Raw genomic sequence first — 13,460 nt, forward strand, 5'->3', positions numbered from 1 at the left:
CAGAGTCATACCAAAATGATTCATAGGCATTTATGGCAGGATTACATAGATGAAGTGGATCACCTTAGACATACCGAACTGAATAAAACGATATATGCGAAGCGCAAAGAAACAATTGAACGTGTTTTTGCGGACGCAAAAGAAAAGCATGGCATGCGTTGGACGACCTTAAGAGGGCTTAAAAAAGTTTCGATGCAGGCGATGCTTACTTTCGCTGCCATAAATCTTAAAAAATTGGCAAACTGGACATGGCGAGGGCCATGTCCAGCTTGATTTTCGAGGTAAGATGACTATTAAATGTAACAAACCCCATTTTCACAAAGGGTGAAAATGGGGTTTGTCTACGGTCTGAGATGCTTAATGAAGCATCTCTTTTTCTTTAGGAGTAAAAAGAAAGGCCAAAAGGTGTGTAGAAAAAAGGAAAGGTAAAAAACAAGAAAACTTTATTTATCTGAAATGCTGCTTCCATACTACCAAAAGTCTGACAAGCTCCTTTATACTAAAAGAGATGAAAAAGTCATCAGCTTCAAGAGAGTGACTATGATTTAATTGGATTGAAAGAAGGCTTCCAAAGAAAGTCTGACTGATAAGGCGGATAACGAATTGGGCCATTCCGTTTTATCATTTTTTATTCGACTGAAAGAACCATATTATTTAAAGCCTCGATAGCTGATGCCTGTAAAGAGCGGCACCGTATCATCGGCTAGCGGTTATTTTGTAGAGGAGGATAACATCATTGCCGGATTGGTCTTATCGTACTTTGTTCCGACCTTTGCTTTTCAAGCTTCCCGCTGAATCAGCCAGAGATCTAACCTTAAAGACATTTGGGCTGTTGGGCAAGCTTCCTTTTGGTTCCTTTATCATTCGTACAATGGGACATATGGAAATGTCCCCTGTTTTGGAAAGTGAACTGGAAGATGTGAATTTAAAATATCCTGTTGGGTTGAGCGGCAGCCTTGATATTCATGGAACTGCACACAAAGCGTTGTCGCAAATTGGTTTTGGTTTTATTGAAGTCGGACCGGTTACATTAAATAAAGGAACTTGTCGACAGCCTATTTACAGAGATGAAAAAAAGGAAGCCATCATTTACCCTGATCCTTATGTGAACGATGGAGTCGATCAAATTCTGCAAAGGCTGAAATTAAATGAAATGAAGCTTCCGTTGATGTTTCGTTTGAGGCATTCTTCTGGAAGCACACCTCAGGAGGCATTTGAGCAAATTTGCAGCTTGAGCGGGAGAGTTTCAGGCTTTGCAGCGGGTTATTATGTGGATTGCCTCGATGAGCACTGGAGTTTAGAGGAGAATATAAAGCATACCAGTAACATGGCTCAATTTTTTCGGTCATTACCAGAAGGAAAGCCTGTATTTCTATACATACCCTTAGACTATCCCCCAAAAAAATTAAAAACCTTATTACAATCCATTCCTGTATCTCAATTGCATGGCTTTATGGTTGGTGATTATGTTCAAACCGATAGTGGTTATGAAGCAGGCTGGGAAGGCAAAAGTGAAAGCTTCAAAAAAGTTCACTGCATCCAGCAATTTTGTGAAAAAGAACAGGTAATTATCGCTTCCGGCGGCATTCACGAGCCTCAGGATGCACTTGACCTCATGGAGGCCGGAGCTGATTATGTTCAATTGCATAGCGGGCTTGTATACGCAGGGCCAGGGCTGCCTAAACGCGTGAATGAGGCTATTCTGTATGAGCGGACGCGCAATATCAATTCAGGAGCTGAGCCCTCTTTTTGGAAATATTGGGGCTGGATGAGCCTGTTGGGCATAGGCATGGTGATCGGCGGGATTCTTGCTTGGATCATCGCCGCTACAACGGTTTTATTGCCCTATGACGAATCCTTTTTAGGCATAAGCGCAGCTCAGCTTGCAAGCATATATCCACAAATAGTGGCTTTTATGTCTCATGACCGCATAACCCTTGCTGGTACAATGATTTCGATTGGGATTATTTATTTTCAATTGGGGCGATATGGTCTTCGCTATGAACTGCACTGGGCAAAAACAGCTTTAATGGCTTCCGGCATAGTCGGCTTTAGCAGTTTTTTTCTTTATCTGGGCTATGGGTACTTTGATCCCTTGCATGCGGTCGCGGCTGCAATCCTTCTGCCGATGTTCATAGTATCCATGCGCAGCAGGGGTGACCAGGTTTTAAACGGTCAGCCGAATCTTGTAAACGATCGAAATTGGCTCCTTGCCCAGTGGGGGCAATTGATGTTTGTAATACTGGGAACGGCTTTTGCCATCGGCGGTTTGACTATATCCTATATTGGGGTTACCGACGTATTTGTTCACGAAGATTTGGGCTTTTTGAATACAACCCATGAAACAATGGGGCAGTTTAACGAACGCCTGCTTGCATTAATTGCTCATGACAGAGCCGGATTTGGCGGGGCTCTGCTATCTGATTCGATTGCCATACTTGCCACGGCATTATGGGGTATTCAGCAGGGGCAGCGCTGGATTTGGTGGATGTTTTTGCTTGGCGGAATTCCCGGTTTCCTGGCTGGTTTTAGTGTTCATTGGATGATTGGATATACTGATTTTATCCATTTATTGCCGGCATATTTTGCCTTTGCGGTATATGCGGTTGGTCTTGTCCTTCTATACCCGTATCTAATGAACCCTCAAAAACAAGCAAAACATTAGGGGTGTGGGCACTTAGCTGAGAATGCAGGTTTTCAATTGGGTGTGGAGGAGTATTATGACAAAATGTTATTCCCCCATTATAAAAAGCCTGAAAACCTTTTTTACTTAAAGAGAGAAGAAAAAATTAGCCACTTTAAGCTATGGGCTATGATCTTGCTGAGCTTGAAGCTGATTATAAAAAGAATGGATAAGAAGGGTGCGGTCCAAATGGAGATACCAGAAGAAGCAGGCTTAATATCGGTTTTCGAGTCATTGCCGAAGAGAAAAGACGAGACGGACACTTTTTATTATGATACTTCAATCTATGTTTCAGAAAACGAGTATGAAGCAGTAGAGATCACCCTTTCTCCTTTTTATGATGAATTTATTATGGATGTTAAGGATAAGAAAACTAATCATGTTCTTTCATACCTGAAACTTCTTTCGGTTAATAAAATGGAAATTGCTGCGGACAAAAAGAATCATGCGATGATTCGATTGTTTCATGGTGAATCAGATTTATATGTGAATATTGTTGAAATAACGTTGAAGCCGCGATTCAAATTAATATTTAGAGAGCAGTACCGGTGATTATTGGCCTGCTGGGCTAAGAGAGAATTAAAATGCTTGTACAGAAATAGGAGGACAAAAACGTATGACTAACTTATCTTTAAAGCTGCCTAAAGAATTTGAAAAATATCGCAGCGAATTGGAACAGACAGCTAAACCGTTTGTCAGTATCCAAGCGGAAAGAGGAGAAACAACGCTATTTGAAAGCAAGTTCGGAGGGAAGCCCTACCTTCCAAAATCCAGTGAGCATCCAAAGGATGAGCAGGGAAATTATATGAATCTATTTGCGCAAATCAACTTTGAAGAAGTTCCTCACATTGAGCCAATGCCTGAGAGCGGGATTCTTCAATTCTTTCTTTCAGCGGTAGATGGTATGTACGGACTTGACTTTGACAATCCCACTGCCCAGAAGAATTACCGGATTATTTACCATCCAGTTGTACTTAAGGATGAGTCGGAGCTGGTGACGGACTTTTCGTATGTACCTGCCTTAGGTGATGAGTACAGTCCGATAGTGGAAGAAGGAAGGATGACGTTTGAGCTAAAGGCAGCTCCAGTGTCTATTGATGATTTCCGCTTTGAAGATTTAATAGATATCGATTTATCGCAAACCGTTGATCATCAGGGTTATGAGGATTTTCATGAACTCTATTTTGAGGAATTGGGTGCAGAGGGGCATAAAATTGGCGGCTATCCATACTTCACCCAGGAAGATCCAAGATATGGAGATGATCCTACAAGCGAATATAATATTTTGCTATTTCAAGCCGATACTGACGATGATATAGAGCTGATGTTCGGTGACAGCGGTGTGGCCAATTTCTTTATCAAGGAAGCAGATTTAAGAAAGAGGGATTTTACTAACGTTCTTTATAATTGGGATTGTTGTTAGGATCGTTCTTGTCATCGGCTATTGGCGATATAAATAAAAAGTTGCAAAAACTCCCGGATATAATATAAATGCGGGAGTTTTGCTGCTCTATTTTAAGCTCTTTTATCAGTCAAGAATGCTCAAAAACGAATTAAAATCCAGATCCTCTTCAAATAAATCAGCCCGCCTATTTCCACGGCTAACTACATGGTGAAAATGCACGGGACTCCATATTCTATTAGGTCGCACCATCTTCTAATCTCCTTTCTCAGCAAAATATCCTTTTATTCGATAAAATTCGGGTGGTGCCTGGTACCTAGTTTGCAGTCTTTGAGTTTCTATAAAAGCAGTTAAAGTGCCATTTCTTTCTTAAGTAGGCAGCCAATTTGAAACTTCGTGCACATTACGAAAATATCATGAAATTGGAATATCCTTCATAATTCGACAAAATTCGGGTGGAAGCAGGCGCCATATCGCCGTAAAAGTCACTGATATCTGGAATTTATTTGTTGTTAATTTAGCTAAATTGGATGATTCAGGCGGGTTTGCCAGTGTGGTAGTATGTTTGTAGAAAAAAGTCGAAGGGAGCAAGTTTGTGAGGAAATTTGTAATCGGTTTTTTAGTAGTTTTACTGTTGCTTCCCATTTTTGAGATCGAGTCGGAAGCAACGGGGTCTTTTAATGATGTAAGTACAAATCACCGCGCTTATAAAGAAATTAATTACTTGGCAGTAGGCAATATTGTAAGCGGTACGCTTAATGGTTATTTTCATCCCGGAAAGGTTGTCACACGGGGAGAGGCGGCAGCCATGGTGGGCAGGGCTTTAAGCCTGAATGGCAGAAAGAGGCCAACGCAGTTTTCAGATGTAGGGGAACTGCATTTTGCTTCAGGATACATACAGTCAGCTGTAGAGGCGGGAGTTCTATCAGGCTATAAAGATGGATCTTTTAAGCCAGGTAAGACGGTGGATCGGGGCGAAATGGCGGTCATGATCAGCAAGGCTTTTGATTACGAATTTGGGGGCACTCTTTCTGGTGCAGCCCATGCTCTCATAAGCAGGGGAATTTCTCAAGGAAAAGCTGACGGGACTTTTGGAGCTGACGAAAGTATCATTCGGGCGGATTTTGCTGTCTTCCTTGCAAGAGCGATAAACTATAAACTTAGAATCGATCCAAAAATCAGCTATCCAGCAACTCGTACGGTAAAATCTTCATCAATAGATATCCATACAGGTCCATCTAATCTTTATTCAAAAGTTGGTACATTGCAGAGCGGCACTCAGCTATCTGCAGCTTATGCTGTAGGGCCATGGGTTTATATCCGTTCAGGCAGCCTGGAAGGGTTCGTTCATTCAGTATATTTAAATGCACCATTCAGCAGCAAAAAAGTCTTGAACCAGCAAATGATTGTCATCGACCCAGGCCATGGGGGCACTGATCCGGGTGCAGTTGGTTATGGCTTAAAAGAAAAGGATGTTGTTTTGGACACTTCCTTAAAAATAAAACATTATCTTTCCAAAACGCCATTCCAGTATAAATTAACAAGAGAAACAGATACTTTTATTACGTTGGAAAACAGGGTGGCTTTTGCAAAGAGAGCGAATGCAAACGTATTTGTAAGCATACATGCAAATGCATATAACGGTACTGCAAATGGTACTGAAACATATTATTATGGTTACAATTCCAGCTCGGCGGACAGCCAATTGCTGGCATCCAAGATACAGGGGCGTTTAATAACTGCCTGGCAGCTTAATGACAGAGGATCTAAACATGGAAATTTCCATGTTCTTCGTGAAAATATGATGCCGGCAGTTTTGGTTGAGCTTGGCTTTATTGATAATAAAACAGACAACGCCAAGCTTGCATCTGATGCCTGGAGAAGGGAAGCAGCAAAAGCAGTTTATTGGGGCATCTTAGATTATTACAAAGAAAAGGGATTTTACGTTACACATCTTTATCATCTTTAATTTAGGCAATGTTAAAGCTCATTGTTGATTTAGCACTTTGTTGATTGGAGCGGAAGGCGCGAGCTCCTCGAAAATGCATCCGCATTTCCTTCGTGCGGGGTGGATTCAAGAGAGCTTATTCCAAGTTCTGCGGGAGGAGCGTGTCAATGGGAGACTCCACAGGCGCTTGTGCTGAGGAGGGGCTCCCTAACCACCTCGGTTCGCTGAGCGCCAGGTGCGGAAAGCAACAGGCAAGTTTAACAGAGCTTAATTTATAGGAATCAAAAAGGAGTCTCCTGCGAGACTCCTTTTTGATTTTAAAATAACAGAAGTTCCTCTTTATCCTCTATTAAGGCCAATGCTAACTCCCTAATGCAGAACTCTTTCCTATAATATTCTGTTTAATAGAATAACTGAGAACGGTAGAATTTATTTTTATTATCTTAAAAGTTATGTAATTTATGGATAAAATTTGGTACTTATTACCTGACTAAATACGAGAAAATCTTATAAAATAAACCCATTTCCTGCCGATATTGATAATATCCGACATTATTAGACTGCAAAAACACTAGATTTTTGTAAAAATGGGTGATGTAGGTTGTTTTTCCAGTGTGTTATTATGTAGAAAATAGGCGAAGGGAGAAAGCTAATGAGGAAAATGGTACTTGGGATGCTGCTGGTTTTATTGTGTCTTCCGTTCTATGGAACTACTGCGGGAGCGGCAGGGTCATTCAAGGACGTAAGCACGGGCCACCGGGCTTACAAGGAGATTAGTTATTTGGCCGAGGGAGAAATTGTCAGTGGATCTTTAACGGGGTATTTTTATCCCGATAAGATAGTAACACGCGGGGAAGCGGCAGCCATGATCGGCAGGTCGCTGAATCTGAACGGAACAAAGAGAAGTACACAGTTTTCGGATGTGGGAAGCCAATATTTTGCTTCGGGATATATCCAGTCTGCAGTAGAGGCGAATGTTCTGTCAGGGTATAAAGATGGAACATTTAAACCGGACAAGCCCGTGAACCGCGGCGAAATGGCTGTTTTGATCAGCAAAGCTTTCAAGTATAATTTCGGCGGAACCCTTTCCGGAGCAGCCAATGCCCTAATCACCAGAGGGATTTCCCAGGGGATGGCTGATGGTTCATTCGGAACAGACAAAGACATTATAAGAGCAGATTTCTCTGTCTTTTTAGCGAGAGCGATAAATTACAAACTGCGTTTAACACCTGTTGTTTCTTATGATATGGAACGTACCGTTACAGTCGATTCGCTTAACGTCCGTACTGGGCCTTCAACTCTATATCCGAGAACCGGAGCTTTGAGTAGAGGCACTAAGGTTGAAGTGGCTTATGCAGTTGGAAGCTGGGCGTTCATCAAATCAGGGAATATTGAAGGGCTAGTGCATTCCTCTTACTTAAATGCACCCATAAATGCAGGGAATGAAAGTATACTCAGTCAGAAAATGATTGTCATCGATCCTGGACATGGGGGCACTGATCCGGGTGCAATGGCTTATGGACTTGAAGAAGAAGACGTTGTACTTGATACAGCATTAAAGGTGAAGGCATTGCTTGCCAAAACCCCATTCCAATACAAGCTGACAAGGGAAACGGATAAAACTCTTTCTTTAAATCAAAGGGTAGCCATAGCCAAAGAAGCAAATGCGGATATTTTCATTAGTATCCATGCCAATGCATTTAATGGCTCAGCAAACGGTACAGAAACATACTATTATTCTGCTTATGAAAATCCCAATACCGCAGACAGCAAGCTGCTTGCTACAAAAATTCAAAACAGGCTGCTTGCAGCATGGAACCTATATGACCGCGGAGTGAAGCATGGGAATTTCCATGTAATCCGCGAGAACACAATGCCAGCCGTACTGGCAGAACTCGGTTTTATCGATAACAAAAAGGATAATGAAAAGCTCGCGTCTGCTGCCTGGAGACAGGAAGCTGCAAAAGCAATCTATTGGGGCATTCTTGATTACTATAAAGAAAAGGGTCTTGATGTTTCAAACCTATACTAGTAAAATACGCTTGATTAAATCTATAAACCTATTAAACTAAAGAGGAGTCTACTATAATAGACTCCTTTTGTTTATAAAGAAATGGGGATGCCAGATGAAGAATGTTATGAAATGCCAATTCAAGGTTTTCCTTGCCGTTCTGCTTGTATCTCTATTCACCTTATCAGGTATACAGAATATGGCTTCGGCAGAGGAAAAGGATTCCTACATTCTTTTCTTAAAAAGCGGATATACTGAGAAATCTTTGCTTGAATTGGGCATTGAGGTAAATAAATCTTACGATAATATACATGCCGCAGCGATTGAAGCTGGCGAAAGCGAGATAGCGGCCCTGAAAGATTTGGGATTCATTGAAAAAGCCGAAAAAGACCATCCTGTAAAAGTAAGCGCCCAAATTACCCCTTGGGGACATAAAAGCATTAACATGCCCGCAAAACAGCCAGCGGGCTTAACGGGGAAAAATGTCAAAATAGCCATTTTGGATACAGGCGTTGATACCCGGCATCCGGACTTAGCTGTCAAAAGCGGAATTTGCGTCCTTGATCGATGCCCCAATTCATATCGGGATGATAATGGGCATGGAACCCATGTGGCCGGGATTATAGGAGCCAAAAATAATGACATAGGGATCGTGGGAGTAGCACCTGATGCACAAATATACGCCATTAAGGCATTGGATGCCTATGGAAACGGGACTACTTCAACCATCATGGCCGGGATCGATTGGGCAATTTCCCAAAATGTCGATATTATCAACATGAGCCTTACGTCTGCAGTTGAAGATTTCGGGATGAAAGCAATGGTCGATAAAGCTTATGAGAAAGGCATCGTCATTATCGCAGCAGCAGGCAATACCGGGACTGATGTCAAGAAAATAGAGCAAGTCCTGTATCCTGCAAAGTTTAGTAATGTCATAGCCGTTTCCGGTGTAGATAAAAATAGTGTTAGAGTGGAAAGCTCTTCAAAAGGAAAAGAAGTGGAGATTGCAGCACCAGGAGACGCAATCTACAGCACGTATCCTACTAATCTAAGCAATGGGTATGCCTACATGACCGGGACATCTATGGCGGCTCCGTTCGTAGCGGGACTAGCGGCGCTTTATAAAGAGAAATACCCGCTTTTAACAAATACAGAGATCCGCAGCCTTTTGCAAAAAAATGCAAAGGATCTTGGGGCAGTCGGCAGGGATCCTCTTTATGGCTATGGATTGGCACAAGTTGATACAGCGGCCTCAGAGCCTCTTACTATTCCATATACAGCGGGCAATGGAACAGTCGGCCTTAATATGGACGAAGTGCTGAAACAGTACGAAGGATATAAATTGCTTCGGTACGACCAGGTTCTTGCCGAAAAAGGCACAGAAGCTGAGGTAACCGATTACGGATTAAAAGGATTAATCGAATATACGGTTATCCCTATACAAAATGGAGAAGAGGTCAGAGAAAAAGGCTTAAAAGTTCAAGTAACCCTCGGATCGCCTGTGTTCAATGATCTCAGTAATGCCAAATGGTACAGCAGGCATATGATCTACTTAAATACTCGCTCCATATTATTAGGATATGAAAGTGGACTAATAAAGCCGGACCAGCTTGTAAAAAGGTCAGAAGCTGTCGCCATGCTCGGCCGTGCGCTAGGACTGGATAAAACACAGCGCAGTACAAGATTTTCAGATGTGGGAAGCAGCAATCATGCATCAGGCTATATTGAATCAGCAGCAGAGAAAGGCATAATCAGCGGCTTCAAGGATGGCACATTCCGTCCGGATGAACCGGTAACTAGAGCCGAAATGGCCATTTTGATCTCAAAGGCATATTCGCTGCCTGACACTCAAAGTGTTGCTTTTAGTGATGTGAACCCAAATGTGACTGGATACCAGGCCATTTATAATCTCGCTGCATCCGGAATAACAGAGGGCTTCAAGGACGGCACATTCCGTCCATATGGAAAAATGCTTCGCTCCACCTATTCTGTGTTTCTCGCAAAAGCAGAGAACGGTGCTCTCAAATAAGAGGAAAAAAGCTGTCCAAAATGGGCAGCTTTTTTTATTTCATCTCTATGCCCAATAGGGTATAAAAAAAGGGTAAAATTACCTGTATTACAAAAATATTAAATTTGTTACAATCATTTTTGTGATAAGCAATATTTAACTATCATAAGAGATTTAAAATAATTTTATATAAAAGGAGATTACTAAATGAAAAAGGTTAAAAAGGTTTTAGCATCAGCAGTAGTCGCAACTTTAGTTGCTTCTGCATTCACTCCGGCAGCATCTGCCACAGAAGTAAATCCAACAGTTTCAGCGGCTGCCAAAGCTGCCTATTATGATATGGGATTCGATCACCCATTCACAGATGTAGGCACAAGATATGAAGAGGCTGTTAGTTTTCTTTATAATGTAGAAATTATAAATGGTAAAACAGCAACTACTTTCGGAACTCATCAAAACCTTACAAGAGGCGATGCAGCAGTTATCCTGGCAAATGCTCTTGGCCTGGATACTGAAAATGCGCCAGATGCAGGATTTAAAGATCTTAATTCCCGTGTCAGAGGTTCTGTAAATGCATTGGCTGAACTAGGCATCATTGCAGGCAAAAATGCCGATACATTTGGAACAAGTGATCCATTAAGCCGCGGTGCAATGGCTAAATTCCTTGCATTGGGCTTTGAATTAGAAGAATATGCTGAACAAACTCCATTTACAGATGTTGGCGGCGTATTTGCCCCTTACATTGAGGCACTATTTGGTGCAGGCATCACAAGCGGTAAAACGGAAACCTCTTATGGAACTCACGCAAACATCACTCGCGGAGATTTTGCTAATCTATTATACAGAACAATCATGTTTGTGATTGATAATGAGTACCTTCCATATGCTGAATCAGTATCTTCAAAAAGCTCTACTTCATTCAGTATCACATTAACGGAAGCAGCTCCTCAAGAGTATTCAGCAAGAGACCTTTGGGATTTGTTCTATGTAGATATTGAACTGGAAGATGGTTCTTCTGTTTATGTAAATCCTACATCAGTAACACTTTCCGCTGACCGTACAGTGCTGACAGTAGAGCACACAACTTTTAACCTGGCTGGCAAAGCAGGTACGATTTGGGTCGACGGTGAAGTATCTGTGGATTTCAATTACAAGAATTAATTCTTTCAAAAAGCCATTCTCTTTTAGAGGATGGCTTTTTTTATCATCCAATAATGTAACTTTTTTCCTCTTGGTTCGTCTGTAATTACAAAGACAAACGAAATTGAGGGGATTTTTAATGGGTTATTATCAAGTGCTTGCTGTATTGCTGGGAATTGGGATGATCCTGTCTGCCTGCGGAACGGGAAATAAAGTGCAGAATCCGAGTACTGCAAATCCACATGAACAAACAAAGTCAGTACCTAAAAATAACTCTGGCTGGGAAACCATTGAGACAATCAGCGGCCGGAACATTATTGCCAAATTGGAACCGGCAAAAGAAACGCTAGAGCGGGACAAAGTAATTGAACAAATAAAGGAAAGCAGGGAATTTAAGGAAGGTCTATATGGAACGCCAACAGATGATTTGGCGGAGGAACTGGCTGTTCAGCAATCGGAAGGTGAGATTGCTCTTCCTTTGCTTTATAAAATCTATGGAGGCAATGATGGGGTTAATAAGGCTGGTGTCGTTTTTTTTGAGAACAAAACACGGGGCGCGGATCAATCAGGGCTATGGATTGGTATAAAAGAACCGGATAACCGCTTAAAGCAATTCGTTGATGCCCTCCAGGCCAAAGTTGATGCAGGAAAGGTGAAGGCAGAAAATATTTATATCTACTATACTCCCCACACAACAGCTGAAAACAATCAGAAAATGTCCGAGGTGAATAAAGCAGCTGCAAAATTCAGGGATCAGCATGAAACGCCAGAGCGTATTTCATATGGCATCAGCGTGGATACCATCAGCGGAGAGGTTAATATTGACCATAATTTTCTTACAGAAGAACAGAAAGCCAGCCTTATAGAACAATTTGCAGGGGACAAGATTAATTTTATCCAAACAGGCAGGCTTGCGCCAATCGGAGGAGAGTCTGATACGATTTATCCTGAAAATAAATTTACAAATAAGTACTCCAAGGATGGATCTTATGTAATGGAGTTAACAAACAGCAGTATGCTTGTTGTCGCATCGGTGCCAGCGGATTTTGGGAAAACTGGAGGAGACCCTGATTTCTTTTCAGCCATATACTTTCAATTCCCAGATGCTTCCAAAAAGTTAAAAGTAGGCCAGCGTGTTATTGTAGAAGCATCCGGACCGATTATGGAGTCATATCCAGGACAGGGCACAGCCTTGTATGTAGAAGTGCTGCCCGAGTATAAACCGGAAGGGGCTGATCTTTCGGAATCTCAGGTTATAGAAAAAGCCTTAAATACGATAAAAGATCAACAAGGGGTTGTGGCTGTCCGCGATTTATCTTTCGATGGAGGCCTCGATGAATGGAGCATCAGCCTTAAGCGGAATGAGAATAACTTTGAAGTGAATGTGAAAGACCGTTTAGATGAATAAAATCTTTTAAACTCCCAAAAATGTTCCTGAATATGGTATATAGTGGGTAAATGGTATGGTAGGATAGAGTATATATACCACTTTATTACAAAACAGGAGGAGAAAATGAGGGAAAAAATCATTTCAATATTCATGTTGGCTATGATTCTATTCGGTACTGCCGGTGCGGTTTATGCTGAAGCATCCCGGTTTATTGGCTTCGGTGACAGCAATACGGAAGGCCTTTCGTTCAATACTTATGGATATGATTTAAATAAACGCTGGGTTGTTTTGACCGGGGCCATTAATGCAGGCGTCAGCGGCAACCATACAGACCAGGCGCTGAAGAGATTCAACAGTGATGTGCTTGCCAAGAATCCGGATAGCGTGGCTATCATGTTCGGCATTAATGACGGGCTTCTGTACGACAATGGAAAGCCGATGGTGGATAAAGTCAAATTTGAGAAGAACCTGACATACATGGTAAAGGAACTGAAGGCCAGAAAAGTAAAGGTTTTGCTGATGACAAACATTCCTGTTCATCAAACCCTTTATTACAATATGTATCCGGAAAAGAAGCATTTATATGCTGATAAAGGCGGGATTCGGCTTTGGATGAACAGCTATAATGCCATTATCCGCAAAGTGGCGAAAGCGGAAGGAGTCCAGCTTGTGGACCATTATGCCAATGCCATTCATAAGGCAGGCGGGGCACAGGATGGAAAGCTGTGGGCGAGCGGTTTATATGATCATTCCGGCCTTCACTGGTCACCAAGAGGGCACGGAATGATGGCGTATTCTATTAATTATTACCTGGCGAGATAATATTAAAAAATAGTATGATTGTATCACTTAGCTCTGCCGCAGAAATGCGGCGGAGC

Annotated in this window: 10 protein-coding genes; all 10 read left to right on the plus strand. The window is 41.9% G+C overall.

The window, feature by feature from the left end:
• Positions 1 to 273 (plus strand): transposase (locus IQ19_RS25770; protein ID WP_199749559.1); only part of this gene is annotated, 273 nt, incomplete at its 5' end.
• Between the two features lie 463 nt (positions 274 to 736).
• Positions 737 to 2,665, plus strand: coding sequence for a beta/alpha barrel domain-containing protein (locus tag IQ19_RS25775; protein WP_144546392.1), 1,929 nt, complete (start codon positions 737 to 739; stop codon positions 2,663 to 2,665).
• Positions 2,666 to 2,701: 36 nt separating this feature from the next.
• The gene (locus tag IQ19_RS25780) at positions 2,702 to 3,235 is read left to right on the plus strand and encodes a hypothetical protein (protein ID WP_144546394.1); all 534 of its coding nucleotides are present in this window, start codon (positions 2,702 to 2,704) and stop codon (positions 3,233 to 3,235) included.
• Positions 3,236 to 3,299: 64 nt separating this feature from the next.
• Entirely contained in the window at positions 3,300 to 4,106 is an 807-nt protein-coding gene (locus IQ19_RS25785) for a YwqG family protein (protein ID WP_144546396.1), read from the plus strand.
• 574 nt (positions 4,107 to 4,680) lie between these two features.
• Entirely contained in the window at positions 4,681 to 6,054 is a 1,374-nt protein-coding gene (locus IQ19_RS25790) for an N-acetylmuramoyl-L-alanine amidase (RefSeq protein ID WP_144546398.1), read from the plus strand.
• 631 nt (positions 6,055 to 6,685) lie between these two features.
• Positions 6,686 to 8,065, plus strand: coding sequence for an N-acetylmuramoyl-L-alanine amidase (locus IQ19_RS25795; protein WP_144546400.1), 1,380 nt, complete (start codon positions 6,686 to 6,688; stop codon positions 8,063 to 8,065).
• Between the two features lie 94 nt (positions 8,066 to 8,159).
• Positions 8,160 to 10,073, plus strand: coding sequence for a S8 family peptidase (locus IQ19_RS25800; RefSeq protein WP_144546401.1), 1,914 nt, complete (start codon positions 8,160 to 8,162; stop codon positions 10,071 to 10,073).
• A gap of 186 nt (positions 10,074 to 10,259) precedes the next feature.
• Positions 10,260 to 11,213, plus strand: coding sequence for an S-layer homology domain-containing protein (locus IQ19_RS25805; RefSeq protein WP_144546403.1), 954 nt, complete (start codon positions 10,260 to 10,262; stop codon positions 11,211 to 11,213).
• 118 nt (positions 11,214 to 11,331) lie between these two features.
• Positions 11,332 to 12,600 carry a DUF3221 domain-containing protein gene (locus IQ19_RS25810; RefSeq protein ID WP_144546405.1) on the plus strand — a complete coding sequence of 423 codons (1,269 nt, stop codon included), beginning with the start codon at positions 11,332 to 11,334 and terminating at the stop codon, positions 12,598 to 12,600.
• 105 nt (positions 12,601 to 12,705) lie between these two features.
• Positions 12,706 to 13,404 carry an SGNH/GDSL hydrolase family protein gene (locus IQ19_RS25815; RefSeq protein ID WP_144546407.1) on the plus strand — a complete coding sequence of 233 codons (699 nt, stop codon included), beginning with the start codon at positions 12,706 to 12,708 and terminating at the stop codon, positions 13,402 to 13,404.
• Positions 13,405 to 13,460 lie beyond the last annotated feature (56 nt).

This window comes from Cytobacillus oceanisediminis (assembly GCF_007830235.1).
In the GTDB taxonomy this organism is placed as follows: Bacteria; Bacillota; Bacilli; order Bacillales; family Cytobacillaceae; genus Cytobacillus; species Cytobacillus oceanisediminis.